The 16,326-nt window shown below is 59.2% G+C and carries 15 protein-coding genes and 1 other RNA gene; 10 read left to right on the top strand and 6 right to left on the bottom strand.

The window, feature by feature from the left end; all coding sequences use genetic code 11:
• Nucleotides 1-21: 21 nt before the first annotated feature.
• The 6 genes from ACQUTG_RS08100 to ACQUTG_RS08075 form a co-directional block, all read right to left on the bottom strand.
• The gene (locus ACQUTG_RS08100) at nucleotides 22-2,703 is read right to left on the bottom strand and encodes a tetratricopeptide repeat protein (protein WP_428918912.1); all 2,682 of its coding nucleotides are present in this window, start codon (nucleotides 2,701-2,703) and stop codon (nucleotides 22-24) included.
• 44 nt (nucleotides 2,704-2,747) lie between these two features.
• Nucleotides 2,748-4,127 (bottom strand): PEP-CTERM-box response regulator transcription factor, encoded by a 1,380-nt coding sequence (gene prsR, locus ACQUTG_RS08095; RefSeq protein WP_428918911.1) that lies wholly within the window; start codon nucleotides 4,125-4,127, stop codon nucleotides 2,748-2,750.
• A gap of 128 nt (nucleotides 4,128-4,255) precedes the next feature.
• Nucleotides 4,256-6,391: an XrtA/PEP-CTERM system histidine kinase PrsK gene (gene prsK, locus ACQUTG_RS08090; protein WP_428918910.1), complete on the bottom strand. Its 2,136-nt coding sequence runs from the start codon at nucleotides 6,389-6,391 to the stop codon at nucleotides 4,256-4,258.
• A gap of 48 nt (nucleotides 6,392-6,439) precedes the next feature.
• The gene (locus tag ACQUTG_RS08085; RefSeq protein WP_113863705.1) at nucleotides 6,440-7,387 is read right to left on the bottom strand and encodes an SDR family oxidoreductase; all 948 of its coding nucleotides are present in this window, start codon (nucleotides 7,385-7,387) and stop codon (nucleotides 6,440-6,442) included.
• Complete coding sequence (locus ACQUTG_RS08080; protein ID WP_343809941.1) at nucleotides 7,387-8,202, bottom strand: lysophospholipid acyltransferase family protein; 816 nt, start codon at nucleotides 8,200-8,202, stop codon at nucleotides 7,387-7,389. The genes ACQUTG_RS08085 and ACQUTG_RS08080 overlap by 1 nt, the downstream gene beginning before the upstream one ends.
• Before the next feature lie 13 nt (nucleotides 8,203-8,215).
• The gene (locus ACQUTG_RS08075; RefSeq protein ID WP_428918909.1) at nucleotides 8,216-9,136 is read right to left on the bottom strand and encodes a D-hexose-6-phosphate mutarotase; all 921 of its coding nucleotides are present in this window, start codon (nucleotides 9,134-9,136) and stop codon (nucleotides 8,216-8,218) included.
• A gap of 118 nt (nucleotides 9,137-9,254) precedes the next feature.
• On the opposite strand from ACQUTG_RS08075, the gene ACQUTG_RS08070 reads away from it, so the two are divergent.
• The 10 genes from ACQUTG_RS08070 to ACQUTG_RS08025 all read left to right on the top strand — a co-directional run bounded on the left by ACQUTG_RS08070 (nucleotide 9,255) and on the right by ACQUTG_RS08025 (nucleotide 16,308).
• Nucleotides 9,255-10,004, top strand: a complete 750-nt coding sequence (locus ACQUTG_RS08070) for a 2OG-Fe(II) oxygenase (protein WP_428918908.1) — start codon at nucleotides 9,255-9,257, stop codon at nucleotides 10,002-10,004.
• A 99-nt stretch (nucleotides 10,005-10,103) separates the two neighbouring features.
• Nucleotides 10,104-10,200: signal recognition particle sRNA small type (ffs, locus tag ACQUTG_RS08065), an RNA gene on the top strand.
• A gap of 147 nt (nucleotides 10,201-10,347) precedes the next feature.
• Entirely contained in the window at nucleotides 10,348-12,198 is a 1,851-nt protein-coding gene (dnaX, locus tag ACQUTG_RS08060; protein WP_428918907.1) for a DNA polymerase III subunit gamma/tau, read from the top strand.
• Between the two features lie 3 nt (nucleotides 12,199-12,201).
• The gene (locus ACQUTG_RS08055) at nucleotides 12,202-12,525 is read left to right on the top strand and encodes a YbaB/EbfC family nucleoid-associated protein (RefSeq protein ID WP_091999429.1); all 324 of its coding nucleotides are present in this window, start codon (nucleotides 12,202-12,204) and stop codon (nucleotides 12,523-12,525) included.
• Nucleotides 12,526-12,557: 32 nt separating this feature from the next.
• Nucleotides 12,558-13,160 (top strand): recombination mediator RecR, encoded by a 603-nt coding sequence (gene recR, locus ACQUTG_RS08050; RefSeq protein WP_428918906.1) that lies wholly within the window; start codon nucleotides 12,558-12,560, stop codon nucleotides 13,158-13,160.
• A gap of 17 nt (nucleotides 13,161-13,177) precedes the next feature.
• Complete coding sequence (rnd, locus tag ACQUTG_RS08045) at nucleotides 13,178-14,329, top strand: ribonuclease D (RefSeq protein WP_428918905.1); 1,152 nt, start codon at nucleotides 13,178-13,180, stop codon at nucleotides 14,327-14,329.
• Nucleotides 14,326-14,619, top strand: coding sequence for a YcgL domain-containing protein (locus ACQUTG_RS08040; RefSeq protein ID WP_428918904.1), 294 nt, complete (start codon nucleotides 14,326-14,328; stop codon nucleotides 14,617-14,619). Before rnd ends, ACQUTG_RS08040 begins: the two co-directional genes overlap by 4 nt.
• The gene (locus ACQUTG_RS08035) at nucleotides 14,616-15,062 is read left to right on the top strand and encodes a YcgN family cysteine cluster protein (RefSeq protein ID WP_428918903.1); all 447 of its coding nucleotides are present in this window, start codon (nucleotides 14,616-14,618) and stop codon (nucleotides 15,060-15,062) included. Before ACQUTG_RS08040 ends, ACQUTG_RS08035 begins: the two co-directional genes overlap by 4 nt.
• The gene (locus ACQUTG_RS08030) at nucleotides 15,062-15,406 is read left to right on the top strand and encodes a hypothetical protein (protein ID WP_428918902.1); all 345 of its coding nucleotides are present in this window, start codon (nucleotides 15,062-15,064) and stop codon (nucleotides 15,404-15,406) included. Before ACQUTG_RS08035 ends, ACQUTG_RS08030 begins: the two co-directional genes overlap by 1 nt.
• Nucleotides 15,407-15,465: 59 nt before the next feature.
• Nucleotides 15,466-16,308 carry an AAA family ATPase gene (locus ACQUTG_RS08025; RefSeq protein WP_428918901.1) on the top strand — a complete coding sequence of 281 codons (843 nt, stop codon included), beginning with the start codon at nucleotides 15,466-15,468 and terminating at the stop codon, nucleotides 16,306-16,308.
• Nucleotides 16,309-16,326 lie beyond the last annotated feature (18 nt).

Raw genomic sequence — 16,326 nt, 5'->3', positions numbered from 1 at the left:
GAAGCTTATATCGCCGGCTGCTTACAGCTTCTTCAGCAGGGCATCCGCCTTTTCGTGCTGGCCTGTGGCCTTGTAGGCTTCGGCCAGGTGCAGGGCAATCTGCTCTCCCGGTTCAAGCTCATAGGCTTTCTCGAGAATGGGGAGGCTATCCTCGTGGAATCCCTTGTTGAACAGGATCCAGCCATAGGTATCCGCCACTGAGCCGGATTGTGGTGCAAGCTTATAGGCCCGTTCGGCCAGTGGCAGTGCATCCGGATGATCCGATTCGAAGTAGAGCCAGGCGAGATTGTTCAGGGCCAGAATGTTGTCACTGTCCAGCTCCAAGGCTTTCCTGTAGGCCTGCTCGGCCTTGTCCTGCTGTGCCTGGTTCTGGGCAAAAAGAGCAAGGGTCAGGGGCAGACGAGGATCATTGGGCCAGCTTTGCATGGCCTGCTCGAGCGCAGCGATGGCGGCTTCCGGATCGCCGGCCTGATTCAGCTCCCTGGCGTGGGCCAGCTCAGTGATTACGCGGCTCTGTTTCTCGAGGGCCAGCTGATACATGCGGGCCGCCGCCTTGTGATTACCCTCATTGGCAAGATATTCCGCTTCCACAACCAACGGGCGGTCGGACTCGGGATGGGCCAGACGGGTTTCCTCGACGATCTTGCGCGCCTGTTCCGGCCGACCCTGCTGGAACGCAAGGCTGGCGGAGGCAACGGCTATGTCCAGTTGCTTCGGAAACAGTGCGCGGCCGCGATCCAGCAGTCGCTGAGCTTCGGCCGTGTCGCCTGCTGTCATTTTGCGCGCGGCCGTATCGTAGTAGAGCTTTGCCACCAGGGATTCCGCTTCGGCTGGCTGGTTCTCGGTCGTGCGTTCTATCAGCGTGGCCGTCAGTTCATCGGCCCTGGAATGGTTCTCGGCCAGCAGGGCCTGTTCAAGCAATACCATTCGCGGTGCGATCGCATCCGGCTGTTGTACCAGAAGCTCTTCCATGCCAGCCGCGAGCTCTTTGGGCGTTAGCAGTTTCGAGAGGCCTCTTATCGCATCGGTGGTGTTCGGTTCGATCGACAAGGCGTCCCGGTAGAGGGCAATAGCAGCGTCCCGGTTTTCCCGGAAAAGGGCTAGCCGGGCCAGCGCAACGAGGGGAGCGGCCGTTTCGGGCGCAGCCTCCCGGGCCTGTTCAAAGTAACGCTCGGCCGTGTCGGGCGCTTCGTTTTGCAACGCCAGTTCGCCGCGGACCAGCAAGGCCCGGCCGTTTTCCGGCTGCTGTTCGATCCACTGCTCCGCCGCCGCAACAGCCTGGTCAAGCTGACCGTTGGATGCGTAGGCCTGCACCATCAGTTGCCAGGGCTCGTCCCGGAGCGCAGGGACATCGGTGAGTAACCGGATTTGCTCCAGGGCGTCCTCAGTCCGGCCTGCCTGGACAAGGTAGCGGGTGTAGCGCAGTCTGAGGGCGTGATAGTCGGGTTTCTGGCTGAGAGCGGATTCGATAATCTGCTCGCCGGACTCCGTATCTCCGCTGGCGAGGGCGGTGAATCCCACCAGGGCCATGACGGATGGATCGCTCTCTTCGCCTTCCAGGTCGGCAATTGCTTCTCTGGCACCCTGGATGTCGTTCAGGCTCAGTCGGGTGGCAGCGAGCAGCTTGCTGGCCGCTTCCAGTTCGCCGGTTTCTGCTATGGGCGCCAGCAGGGTCTCGGCTTCCTCCACGCGCCCCTGTCTGAGTCGAATCAAACCCAATAACAGGGCGCTTTGCTGGTGTTCCGGCGCCTGAGCCAGGATCTCTTCAAGATAGCCCGCGGCGGAATCCAGGTCATTCTCCTCCAGGGCGGCCTGCGCGGCAGTCAGGTTGGCCCTGATGGTTCCCGGGGCGGATTTGGCAAGAATTTCCTCGTAGACGAAGGCTTCCCGGGCTTTGCCCTGTGCCCGGAGAACGTTGATAAGAGAGGAGATGGTTTCGTATTTCCGGTAGGTCATTACGTCGTATTGGCCGATGTCCTCCAAAGCGCGGATATAGGCGGTTTCCGCCTCGCCCCATTGTTCGTTGGCACCGGCTATCCTGGCTTTCAGAAGCCAGAGTTCCGGGTGGCTCCCGTCGATCTGGCTGGCGGTATCCAGCAATTCGTTTGCCTGGTCCACATCGCCGGACAACCAGGCAACCCGGGCCAGACCAATAACGGGCATGATGGCGTCGCTGTTGGCCTCACGGGCCTGCCGGTAAACCTCGCCAGCCTGCTTGAGTTGACCGGAATCAATCAGGATGCGGCCCCGCAGCAGATTAGCCTCAAGTTGCTCTTCGTTACCCGGCGAGTCGAGTTGTTCCAATGTGGCAAGCGCCTGCTCGTGTTTGCCTTTCATTAGAAGGGCTTCTGCCCGGATGAGGCGGGCGCGGTTGCGTTCTGTATTGTTCAGCGACTGCTCGGGGATGCGCTCCAGAAGTTCATCCAGTTGGCGCTCCGCGTTGACCGCATCGCCGGCAATAAGCAGGTTGTTGATAATCAACAGATAGGGTTCGGACCTCTGCGGCTGAAGCTCGATGGCACTTCGTGCTTCGAGGGTGCTCGCCTTGAGCTCTCCCTGTTTCTGGAAGAAGCGTGCCTGGTCAAGGTGGCTGATGTATTGCAGTTCTTCCTGAGTCATCTCCGTGTCGCTGCCACATCCCGCGATGCCCAGAATGATTGCGGTGGAGAGCAACGTTACCCGCAAAACCTCTGCTACTTTCATGTCTGAATTCCTTCGCGTGTTCCGGATTTTATTCTTGATGTGGTTCAGGCATTGTCGGCGAACTCGGATGTCTCGATCCTGTATTTGTCCGTCAGGTTATAGAGTGTCGGGCGAGTGATTCCGAGCAGGCGGGAGGCCTGAGCCATGTTGAAATTGCAGGATCTGAGGGCCTGGGTGATCGCCCTTCGCTCGGCGTTTTCGCGCACCTGCCGGAGGTTCAGCTGATTGTCCGAAGGGGGTTGTTCTGCGGGCAGATCAAGATCCGCCGCCGTTACCCGTTTGCCATCGGCCATGATGGTTGCCCGTTTGACCTTGTTGATCATCTCCCGCACGTTACCGGGCCAGGAATAACCGGTGATGGCGTTGACGGCATCCTCGGTGAAGGTCAGGTTTGGCCGGTCCATCTGTTTGCCCAGGGATTTGAGGAGGGATTGGGCGATAACCAATGAGTCCCCGTCCCGCTCCCGCAGTGGGGGAATATCGAGAGTGATTTCACTGATGCGGTAGTAAAGGTCCTCCCGGAAATCCCCGCTTTCAATCAGCTGGCCAACATCACGGTGGGTGGCGCACACCACACGTACATCCACCGGGATGGGCTTGACCGATCCAACCCTGTCGATAACCCGCTCCTGAAGAAACCGGAGCAGTTTGGCCTGCAGCGCCATCGGCATGTCGCCAATCTCATCCAGGAACAGGGTGCCGCCGTTTGCACTCTCGATCTTGCCTTTCTTGCTCTGTGTGGCGCCGGTGAAGGAGCCTTTCTCGAAGCCGAACAACTCGCTCTCCAGCAAGTTCTCGGGAATGGCTGCGCAGTTGATCGCCGCAAAGGGCTTGTCTGCTCGATGGCTGAGATCATGGAGTCCAAGCGCAAGAAGCTCCTTGCCGGTGCCGGTCTCGCCCGTGATCAGGGTAGTGACATCGGTGGGGGCAATCTTTTCAAGGGTCCTGCAGATAGTCATCATCTGCGAGCTGGCGGCGACGATGCCTTTTATGCTGGTCCCGTTCTTGTGTTTGGAAAGGTCACGGTTCTCTCGTTCGAGTTCCGCCAATCGGAAGGCCCGATTGACCACAAAAGCAAGAATATCGGCATCCAGTGGCTTCTGGTAAAAGTCCGAAGCGCCCATGCCGATGGCCCGGACCGCGTTCTCCTTGTCTTCCCGGCCGGTCACGACGATGACCTTGGTCATAGGCGAAAGGCGGAGGATTTCCTCCAGCAGATGAAACCCTTCCGTAGCGCCACCGGGATCCGGCGGCAGGCCCAGGTCCAGAGTAACGACTTCCGGTTCGAGTCGCCGAAGCGCAGTGAGGGCCGATTCGCGGTCCGAGGCGACCGCAACGTCCAGATCATCGCTGAAGCACCAGCGCATCTGGCTTTGCAGGCCCGGGTCATCCTCTACGATCAGGAGTCGTTTGTTTACAACCACAACACGTTCCTTGTCATGCTCGCTAAAATTTGCCGAAACGGATTGTTTCGCAGTGTCCTTACACCTGATTCTTAACCGAACATTGACACTTTGCAATCGATGTTTGCATTCAATTTAGAAACCGCCATTTAATTGACGTTTCGTGCAGGGTTTTCGGTGTTGAATTCTGGCAACTCCTTCTCTGATGGTGCGGCACCTTCTTCTTCCCTGGCCAACGGAATCCGCACTGAAAAACACGAGCCGACCCCCGGCTCACTGGTCACATCAATATTCCCGCCAAGCTGCCTGATGTACTCCCTGGCCTGGTAGGCGCCAATCCCCATCCCGGTAAGGCCCTTGGTGCTCTCGAATGGCTTGAACAGGGATGTGTTGATGAACTCCTCGCTCATGCCGCTGCCGCTGTCCTGGATAAACAGCACAACATTGCCCCGGGCTATCTTCAGGTTGAGGGTGATTTCCCCATCCGGTGGCGTGGCGTCCTGGGCGTTCTGGATCAGATGGCCCAGGACACTGCGAAGCTGCTCGTAATCCGCGCGGATCCAGGCACTTGGCAGATTTCCCGTCAGCCTGGGAGTCGGGCGCTGATGGCTGTGATGGCTGACCAGGCTGCGAGCCAGTTCGGCCAGGTCGATGTCCTGTAATTGAGGGTCCGCAACGCTGTCGGGCCTGCGGATGTGGTCCACCAGGTTCGACATTTTTCGCACGGCGTGCTCGGTGGTGTTGATCATGTCATCGATAAACGCGGGGTTGTGCTTGTGCTTGGGCGCGTTCTTGACGAGCAGCGAGAGCTGGGCGATCACGGTTTTCAGGTCGTGAACCATAAAGGAGGACGCCTTGCTAACCGCCTCGAATTGCATGGCCCGGGACAGCCGGTGTTGTGCGTCTGCCTGGGCCAGCAGGTTACAGGACTGCCGCGCAACCACCTTGATCAGGTCGAAGTTTTCCCAGTTCAGTTCAAGCCGGGCGAAGGGGTTGCCCACCATGGCGATGCCATAGAGGTCGTTGTCCAGATACAGGGGGATAACCAGCCACGCGTCCGGGCTCTGGGCAATGGCATCGGGTATTTCCAGCAGGTCATAGCTGACCGGGTCATTCCGGTACTCGTGAAGGTCGACAATCCATTCCCGTTTCCGGAACAGGCGAACCAGATCGGAATCTGCGTCGATCATCGTGTATCTGGGCATGGCCATGTTGACCGAGCCTTTGAGCGTGTAGGCCCCGTGTTCGTCACGGAGCCAGATGGCTCCCGCATTGCTTTCCACCAGTCCGGAAAGAATGTGGATGACGCGGATCGGCAGGGGAGGATCATCACCGAGATTGGCCATTTCCCGGGTCATTTTCAGCCATTCTTCCCGGTAGTCGTACTTGTAGTCGAAGAAATTCTGGCTGATCCGCACCATCAGCCGTGCCCGGATCCGGCGGGACAGCAGCAGGGTGACGAGGAAGGTGAGGGAGATGGTGAAAAACAGCACCCTCAGGGCATCGCCCCAGTCACCCCCGAGGATCTTGACGTAATACCCGCCCAGGGCCAGGAACAGCAGATAGCCGCCGGCCAGGACCAGGGTGCCGGCATGGAACACCGCGGACCGGGATAGCTGGAAATCCACCGGTTGCTTGCGGGTGTTCAGTACGTTGACAGCAAACAGGGGCACCAGCAGTGCATTAACCAGTCCCCGGGCATTCCAGAAGGATTCCGATACCTGGCCGAACAACAGCGCATCGGCGTACATGAAAAAGTCGAAGGCGAAGATGGTGGCAATGCCGATGCAGATGTACTTGATACTGGAGCGGCCGAAATTCGGGGAATTGCGCCAGATCTGCTCGACCAGGGACAGCCCCATGAGGGAGAGCGCAATCTGTCCGAGTACTTTGGTCTTGCCGTCCAGGACTTCCCAGCCAAAGGTGAACTCCAGGATGCCGAAAGCCAGCAGGGCAAAGATCAGCGTGAAGATCGAGGCACCGAGTATCCGCTTCATCTGTCCGTGAATGGTGCCCTGGCGGGATGCGTTGCGAAGCAGGGCAAACAGAAGGGTGATCCAGGCGCCGTCCCGGAGTAGTTCAATAATATATCGGGGGATGAATCCGGGCGTACCCCAGAGCGATTGCGACACCAGGGCGCTGGCCCAGATGGTGGTCACCAGGGCTGCGACAAACAATGCCCTGTCCACGTCCCGCCTGAGATAGCGGGTCGCGACGAGAATGGTCAGCAGGCCAAAGGCAATGGCCGCTGCTCCGTGGCTGATCAGGCTGAGATCACTTAGCATCCCTCGCTTCCTGCGTTGCTGCCTCGCTCCGTGACCGCAGGTCGGTCATTACACCGGTCGCTTGTTCTCCCGGTAGAACCGGAAAATTTCCTTCAGGGGTCGTTTCGGCTTGAAATCGAACTCCCTGGCAAACGCTCTGCCGTCGATAACGACAGGATACTTGAAAAAGGCGGTCAGATACGAAGGGAAACTTTTCAGCTTCAGGGTTTTCAGGATCAGGTTCGGGACCACCGGCGGAATGGACGGAATCGGGATGCGCCGGCAGCCGCAGAGTTTGAGCGCGTGCTGGTAGGCCACCCAGTCCTCCGGGGCAACGTTGAAGACCCCACGAACCGGTTTCTTGTAGGCCCTGACGATGGCGTCTGCCATGTCGTCGATATGGATGAATTGCATCATGGGCGAGAACCCCGCGAGTACGGGCGCATTATCACTGGACAGCAGGGAGCTCATGGTGTTGCGCACCCCGGGCCCGACAATATTGCAGGGGCGCAGGATGGTGATGTTCAGTTCCGGATAACGCCACAGGTAAATGTTGGCCAGGTTCTCCAGCTCTACCGAATCCACCAGGTCCGCGCTCAGGCCGGCGGCTTTGAGCGGTGCGGACTCGTCGATCAGAGCCGGGTTATAGGCCACCGCGCCGTAGACGTGATAGGTGGAGAGCACCACAACCCGTTTGATGCCGTATTTGTGGCTCAGGTCCAGCAGTTTCTGGGTGCCCAATACGTTGGCGTTATACCGGCGCATCCGGGTCAGCTGGCTGGACTGAATCCGGCCGAGGTGGATGACGCCATCAAATTCGTAGCGGCGGAACAGGTCCTCGAATACCCGCTTGGTAAAGTCGATGCAGTAACTGGGAATGTCGTCCCCCAGGTAGACCTGCTCCCGGAAATCCACCGCGACGAGATCGCAATGATCCCGCAACTGGTTGATGACCCGCTGGGCCAGGGCGCCGGCAGCACCGGTAACGAGGATGTGGGGTCTGCGTTGCTTGGTCATCAGAACAGCTTTTTCCTTTCGCTCAATCCTTTGTCGATGAGGCGGCTGATTTCCGCTTTCACCTGCTCGACCCGTTCGGTCACCAGCTCCTCCGGGATCTCCAAGTCATCAAAATACATGGGCGGGCCAAAATTCAGGTGCACCTTGGCGGGCAGCACCACCGGCATGGCAACGGGTGCGTAGGGAATCCCCAGCGCCTTGGCCAGTGGCTTGATGTTGGCGATGGCGGGGATGGTCTCTTCGCAGCCAACCACGCCCACGGGCACAATCGGCGCCTTGTACTTCATCGCCAGGTGCATGAAACCGTTGCCGAAGCGCTTGAGCTGGTAGCGGTCCCGGTAGAGCTTGCCCGATCCCCGGACGCCCTCGGGAAACACGATGACCGCCTCGTTATTGGCCAGCATCTTGGCGCAGTTGACCGGGTCGCCGAGCACGGCGCCGAATTCGTTCAGCAGGTTGCCCAGCCAGGGTACAGTGGGAAAGAAACGCTCGATCATGGCCCGGGGAATGCGGGGCTGTTGTTCTCGGGAGGCCAGGGCATAGCCAACCAGGAGCCCGTCAATCGGGAGCTGCCCGCTGTGATTGGCGATGATCAGCACCGGGCCTTCGGCAGGCACGTTCTCTACCCCGTGGGCCTCGACCCGAAAATACTTTTCGTAGATCTGCCGGGTGAGGCTGAAGCCGTATTTCATGACTTCATTGTTGTAGCCCCAGGGGTCATACCCCAGCGAGCCGATGGGCTTGCGAATTCGATTGATGTGCTCGTTGATATCTGCGGGTATCAGTTTCGATTTCAGGTAACTCGCCAGGCTCATCCGTTCTCCCCGGTTATTTGCGTCCGATCAGCACACCCAGGGTGTGGCTCTGGCCGGTATTTAGCACTCTGTAGTCACTGGCTGCATTGGCGGTTTCGACACACAGCATGGTCTTCCAGGCCTCATCGGGAAAATCCGACAGCCGCGCCGCTTTTTCAGGGCCCGGATTCCAGACCACGGTGGAATCACTGCCCACAGAGCTCAACTTCCGGCTGCCTGACGGAGTGACGATGGTCAGGGGCTCTCCGCTCTCGTAGATACGGTCGGTTTCCCCCTCGAAATACACCGGACCTTCCTGGTTCTTGTACTCCCAGTCATCGAGGGTGTCGATGTACTGACTGTAGCCCAGGCCCAGTACCCTTGAGCGCGTTACGTCCGAGGTTGGCAGGTAGGTGTGCAGGGCCTGGCTGAAGGCCAGGGCCTCTTCGCCCAGGTTGGTCGTGGTCAATGCCAGCTGGCAGCCCCGTACCGAGAAGTGGAAGGTGATCAGTGCCAGCGCGTGGCCGCTCCAGACGTCGGCAAAATCCTCGTTGGCGTCCAGGGAGAGACTGATTTCCACTTCGTGGGCATTCTCCCGAACATCCTCGAGTTTCCAGAGCGCCGTGCGGGCAAAGCCGTGGGCACTGTTGGTATGGATGCGTTTACGCACCGCCGGCGGATTCTTGCCGGGATCGCCGAACCAGGGCCAGCATATCGGGATGCCGCCACGGATCGCCCGGCCCGGCTCAAACCGCGCGTTCTTGCTCAGCCATAGCCAGTCCGGCTCGTCGCTTGGCATGAATTGCGTCAGGTGTGCTCCCTGGAGAAACAGGGTGGCGCGAAACAGTGGGTGATGGACCTCCAGGGCTTCCAGTTGGCCAATTGTTTTCCAGCGGGTGAAGGACCACTGGCCCGGAGAAAGGGAACGGGAGGGTCTGTGACTGCTCTCTGACATAGACGTATCGGATCAGGTGTCGGTTAAGTGTATCTGCTTATCATCAGAGTAAATTAAAACTGACCGCCCGGCGAGATTTGTGCCTAAAATAGCGCCGATTTCCCGAAGAGACCCGCCCATGGACAATCCCACAGTTACCCCGATCAGAGACTCCCTCTCGCGGACCCCAAGCCCTGAACTGGATGTTGTTGCCGGCAGTGATATTTCAGTCGTTGACGCAGGGCAGGCGAGTGTTGCCGATGTCTCTGACGACTGGCTGGATCAGCTGGCGGACGGCCTGAGTGAATACGGCTGGATGTCCGTGGATGTCCGTGACCGGCTGGGACCTGTTCTGCTTGCGGCGTTGCGTGACGAAGTGTCTATTCTCGATCGCACCGATGCCATGAAAACCGCCGGCGTAGGTCGTGGCTCGGACCTGGTCCGGGATCGCGCCGTGCGTCGTGACCGCATCGCCTGGTTGCAGGGGATTACGCCGCCCCAGGCTGAGCTTTTCCGTTTCCTGGATGTCATCCGCTGTGGTCTGAATCAGCGCCTGTTTCTGGGTCTGAAACGGTTCGAGACCCACTATGCCACGTATCATCCGGGGGACTTCTATAAGAGGCACCTGGACAGCTTCCGTGGCCGTGCTTCCCGGGTGGTCAGCCTGGTTCTGTATCTGAACGAGGATTGGGCACCGGAGGATGGCGGTGCGTTACAGGTGTTCAACCGCGACAACGAGGACGAAGTGTGCGGCATGGTCGTTCCCGGGGCCGGTCGGATGGCCCTGTTCCTGAGCGAGGAAATTCCCCACGAAGTACTGCCGGCAAATCGCACCCGTTACAGTCTGGCCTGCTGGTTCCGGCAGGATGAGGTACCGTTACCGCTCTGAATTTCAGGGGTGGGCGATTTCCCGTTGTAGTCTGCAGGTCCATTTGCTAATATGCGCGCCGCTTTCGGGGGAAACCCCGGAACGTCGTTATGGTGGCCCCATTGGTGCCTCCGCAACATGAAACCGTGAACCCGGTCAGGCCCGGAAGGGAGCAGCCGAAGCGGTGGAATTGTGTGCCGGAGATCTGCTGGTGGGGTCACCCCCAGTTTCCCCTCCCTATGTTAATCCCCTGATTCTTCGCCCGTAATTGTGCTTCGGTCCCGGTGACAGAGTGCCAACTTTGCTTCTTATCAAAGCGGGTCCATGCTATGGTTAATCGCATTTTCACAGCAGTTGACGGAACATGAGCTACCAGGTACTTGCCCGAAAATGGCGCCCCCGCACCTTCGAGGACATGGTGGGCCAGGAACACGTGCTTCAGGCGTTGATCCATGCCCTGGAAAACCAGCGTCTGCACCATGCCTACCTGTTTACCGGGACCCGCGGTGTGGGCAAGACCACCATCGGCCGTCTGCTGGCCCGATGCCTGAACTGTGAAACTGGTGTCACTCCGAACCCCTGTGGCCAGTGCAGCAGTTGCCAGGAAATCCAGGAAGGCCGGTTTGTTGATCTGATCGAGATCGATGCGGCGTCCCGCACCGGCGTCGATGACATGCGGGAACTTACCGATAATGTCCAGTACGCGCCGACCCGTGGCCGCTACAAGGTGTACCTCATTGACGAGGTGCACATGCTCACCAACCAGTCCTTCAACGCGTTCCTGAAAACCCTGGAAGAGCCGCCGGAGCACGTGAAGTTCCTGCTGGCCACCACCGATCCCCAGAAGCTTCCGGTAACGGTGCTGTCCCGGTGTCTGCAGTTCAACCTCAAACGCATGACCCCGGAGCACATTGCCGGTCATCTCAAGCATGTACTGACCGAAGAGGGGATTCCCTTCGAGGAACCGGCACTCTGGCTGCTGGCCCGTGCGGCCGATGGCAGTATGCGCGATGCCCTGAGCCTGACCGATCAGGCCATTGCCTTCGGTAACCAGAAGCTTGCGGCCAGTGACGTCAGCAACATGCTGGGCACCATTGATCAACGGGACATCGAACGGATTGTTAACGCCCTGGTGGAACGTGATGGGCCGGGCCTGCTCTCGGAAATTGCGAGGATCTCGGAATTTGCGCCGGATTACAGCGTGATCCTGGCGGACCTGTTGTCCCTGTTCCATCGGGTGACCATGGAGCAGGTGGTGCCGGGAAGTGCTGATAATGCCCTGGGTGATGCCAACCAGGTCCAGGCGCTGGCCCGGAAACTCAGCGCCGAGGATGCCCAGCTGTTCTATCAGGCCGCTCTGATGGGCCGTAAAGACCTGGATATCACGCCGGATGCCCGCATGGGCTTTGAAATGACCCTGTTGAGGATGCTGGCGTTCCGACCGGGTACTGACCGAAGGGAGCCGCCGACATCGCGCTCCGGCGGTGACTCGGCCGCGGGCGAAGCCCGGGATGAGCCCGGACCTGCCGCTGCACAGCAGGTATCGGAACCCGCGCCAAAGGAACCGGCGGCATCCATACCCGAGCCCGAAGCGAAACCGGTTACCGCTCCAGAACCGGAACCGATTCCTCAGCCAGAGCCGGCGCCAGAGCCGGCACCTGTTTATGAGGAGCCGCCTCTGCCCGAGGAGCCGCCCGAGGTGGAGCCTGATTTCGGATACGCACCGGAACCATCCGAAGCAGGCCCCGAGCCGATAGCGGAAGCCGACACAATACCGCAACAAGAGCCTGAGCCCGCACCCCAGCCGGTTGTCGAAGAACAGAGTGGTGACTTCGTCTGGGAGCGGGATTTCCGGGATCTTGGCATTGTTGGCATGCCCGGAAACCTGGCCAGCCAGACCGCCATGGTTCGGGACGGCGATACCATCGTACTCACTATTGATGATGGCCACGCCCGTCTGCTCAATGCCCGGCACGAGGAAAAAATCGCCACTGCCTTGAGAAACCGGTTTGGCGACTCCATCGAGTTACGCATAGAGCAGGGCGAACCCGGACCGCATACGCCAGCTGCGTATGAGGAACGGCAGCGCCAGGCACGCCAGCAAGCGGCGGAGGACGCCATCCGCAAGGATCCGGTGGTCCAGTCCATCGTTGAACGATTTGAGGCGCGGATAGTCGAAGACAGTATCCGGCCCATAGAGACCAGCAGGAGATAGAGCATGTTTAACGACATGGGCGATCTGATGAAAAAAGCCCAGCAAATGCAGGAAGAGATGAAGAAGGCTCAGGAAGAGATCGCCAAGGCCGAAGTGACTGGCGAGGCCGGAGCGGGCCTGGTGAAAGTCACCATGAACGGCCGCCACGATGTGAGCAGGGTTGAGATTGATCCCTCGCTCATGTCCGAAGAGAAAGAGATTCTTGAGGATCTTCTTGCCGCCGCGGTGAACGATGCCGTTCGTCGCGTCGAGGCCAACCAGAAAGAGAAGATGTCCGGAATGATGTCGGGAATGGGCATGCCCCCCGGTTTCAAGATGCCGTTCTGATCCGTTCGTCTGTTGTATTCCGAGGATAGTTGATGGCTTTCAGTCCACTGGTTGATGAACTGGTTGAATCCCTGCGCTGCCTTCCGGGCGTTGGTCAGAAAACGGCCCAGCGAATGGCTTTCCATCTTCTGGAGCGCGGCCGGTCAGGGGGTACCCGCTTGTCTGATGCCTTGCGCACGGCGATGGACGGCGTGCGTCGCTGCGAATCCTGCCAGAACTTCGCCGATACCGAGATTTGCGGGATCTGTGAGAACCCGACCCGTAAGACTGGTACCCTGTGCGTGGTGGAAAGTCCCTCTGATCTGCTGGCCATCGAGCAGGCCGGCGACTACAGGGGTGGTTACTTTGTACTGATGGGGCATCTGTCGCCCATCGACGGTGTTGGCCCCGAAGAAATCGGCATCGAACGCCTGCTCAAGCGCGTTCAGGATGAAGGGGTAACCGAGCTGATTCTCGCCACCAATCCCACCGTCGAGGGCGAGGCGACGGCCCATTACATTGCCGACCGGCTCGATGGCCGGAACATCCTCATCACCCGCCTGGCCCATGGCATCCCGGTGGGTGGCGAGCTGGGCTATGTTGACGGCTTCACACTGACCCACGCCTTCCGCGGTCGCAAACCACTCTCCGAATAGGCTAACCAGGCTTTCCTATGGCACCTTCTTCACCGGCCGTGGCCGTTCCCCCGGCCCCCGAGATCATTCACTGGATCGAGACTCCCCAAGAACTGGACAAATGGTTGGCAGCGGCATCGCCGGACCAGCCCCTTGCCCTTGATACCGAGTTCGAGCGGGTCAACACCTTTTATCCGATCCCCGGGCTGGTCCAGCTCGGGATCGGGGATCAGTACTGCCTGGTCGATCCGGACGTGGCGGAGGCCTCTTCGGTGTTCCGGGAAGTGCTGGCGAACCCGGAAATCCCCAAGCTCCTGTATGCCATGAGCGAAGACCTGGAGTTGTTCCGCCACTGGCTCGGGATCGAGCTGGCAGGAGTGGTGGATCTCCAGATTGGTGCAGCAATGGCCGGCGCCGGTTTCTCCCTGGGTTATGCCCGACTTGTCGAAACGCTGTTCGGGGAAACCCTGGACAAATCGGCTACCCGTTCTGACTGGCTGGCCCGTCCCCTGAGCGATGCGCAGCAGCGTTATGCCGTGGACGATATCCGCTTTCTCGAGCCCATGTACCGTTGGGTACTGGAATCCCTGAAGCCGCGCGGCCTGGTGGAGGCACTGTTCGAGGAATCCCGGCGGTTTGCCTCCGAACTTGCCGCCCAGGATGATCCGGAGCAGCACTATCTGAAATTGCGGGGCGGATGGGCCCTTAACCCGGAACAGCAAGCAGTTCTGAAGGAACTGGTGCGTTGGCGGGAGCTGGAATGTCAGCGCCGTGACATGCCCCGTAACCGGGTGTTTGCCGATGCCCTGCTGATCCTGGTTGCCGAGAGGCTGCCGGGGTCGATGCGTGCGCTGGGCGACATCCAGGGCATACCATCCGGAGCAGTGCGACGTTATGGCGAAACCATACTCGAACTTGTCCGGGATGCCCGAGCTGCCGATAATGCCGGGCTTGAGCGGATTGCGCCTCCACTGAGTCGTGATCAGCAGGCGAGTTTCAAACAGTTGAAGCGTACTGTCAGGAAGGTGGCGGAAGCTGCTGATATTCCGGTGGAACTGGTTGCTCCCAGAAAGCGTCTTGAGAAGTTGATGCAGGATGGAGAACTGGATGGCAATCCGTTTTTCCAGGGCTGGCGCGAGGACTTGCTTGCTCCGGTTCGAAGCCAGATCGAGGACATACTGAAGCAATGAAAGAACGGGAATTTATCTCCGTATTCAGAAGTAGCCGAAAGGCGGACACCTACGTATTCGTGCGCCGTGGGCAGAACTGGGATGAGCTCCCCGAAGGCCTTCGCGGCATCTTCGGGGCGCCCATCCATTCCATGGACTTGCTGCTGACTCCGGACCGCAAGCTGGCCAGGGCCAACGGCAAACAGGTTCTGGAAGCGATCAAGGAAAAGGACTTCTACCTGCAGATGCCGGAAGAGCAGGAGGGCTATGTGGTCGAGTTCAAGCGCAAGCTGGAGCAACGCGAAAAATGATTGCCCAGATCCCGTTCTGGCAACGTAAACGCCTGGACGAGATGACCTCGCAGGAATGGGAATCCCTGTGCGATGGCTGTGGCAAGTGCTGCCTGGCAAAGCTTGAGGATGAGGACACCGGCGATGTCTACCATACCGATCTTGTGTGCCGGTATATGGATCAGGACACCTGCCGGTGCACGGTGTATTCCGAGCGCTTGCAGAAAGTGCCCGGCTGCACCGTAATCACACCGGATACCGTCGGGGATTATTACTGGTTGCCCTATACCTGCGCCTATCGCTCGCTTGCCGAGGGCCGTGGGCTGGCGGCCTGGCATCCGCTACGGAGCGGGGATCCGGAGTCCGTGCACGAGGCCGGCATCTCGGTGCGCCACAAGGTGATTTCCGAAGCACAGGTGCCTGAAGAAGACTGGGAAGAACACATCATTCACTGGGTATTGTAATGTTAGACGCGGATACACAAATGGCCTACGGAATTTTTTGGGCCGCTTATGCCATTGCCTTCGTAATATTCTTCTACATGATGAAGCGGCTGTTCCGCTTCATTCCCCTTTACGGCGTTCGCACACTGCTGTTATCGGCATTGATGGTGCTACTGCTGACGCCGGTCGAGTCGCCGGATGTGGCGGGCTGGTGGATGCCGGCCTGGCTCTATGGGGGGTATGAATTGATCCTCGGGCACGTGGAGACCGCCAGCATGGCATGGTTCAACTTCGGCCTTGCGGGCCTGGTGATGTTGCTGGTATGGATCCTGGACCTGGTACGCTATCGCCTCGTCAAACGATGAGCGCTGCCTGGCCCGCTATTGATCAGAAACTTGAAAAGTAATCGACAGGAAACGAGAGCATGAAGTTTACCGGTACCGAGAAATATGTAGCCACCGATGACCTGCAAATGGCCGTCAATGCGGCAATTGGGCTCCAGAGACCATTGCTGATCAAGGGCGAGCCCGGCACCGGCAAAACATTGCTGGCGGAAGAGATGGCATCGGCTCTGGGGATGAGGCTGATTCCCTGGCACATCAAATCCACCACCAAGGCCCAGCAGGGTCTGTATGAATACGACGCGGTCTCCCGCCTGCGTGATTCCCAGTTGGGCGATGAGAAGGTCAAGGACATCAGCAACTACATCGTCAAGGGCAAGCTCTGGGAAGCCTTCGAGTCCGAAGAGCAGGTGGTGCTGCTGATCGACGAGATCGACAAGGCCGATATCGAGTTCCCGAACGACCTGTTGCTCGAACTCGACCGAATGGAGTTCTTCGTCTACGAGACCCAGCAGTTCGTCAAGGCGAAGCACCGTCCGATCGTGGTCATCACCAGTAACAACGAGAAGGAACTGCCGGATGCCTTCCTGCGCCGCTGTTTCTTCCATTACATCAGCTTCCCGGACCACGACACCATGCAGAACATCGTGGACGTGCACTTCCCGAACCTGCAGCAGGAGATTGTCCGGGATGCCCTGGAAGTCTTCTTCGACGTGCGCAAGGTGCCGGGCCTGAAGAAAAAGCCGTCCACCTCCGAGCTGATCGACTGGCTGAAGCTGCTGATGGCCGATGAACTGACCGCCAAGGCACTGCAGGAGAAGGATACGGGAACCGCGTTGCCGCCTTTGTATGGCGCCCTGGTGAAAAACGAGCAGGACGTGCACCTGTTGCAGAAGCTGGCTTTCATGGCACGCCGTCGCAACTGATTTCCGGCAAGAGTTCCG

It is taken from the genome of Marinobacter sp. DUT-1, from assembly GCF_050379415.1.
GTDB lineage: Bacteria > Pseudomonadota > Gammaproteobacteria > Pseudomonadales > Oleiphilaceae > Marinobacter.
Note: the sequence above shows the minus strand (reverse complement) of the source record. Positions and strands in the feature narration are given on the sequence as shown.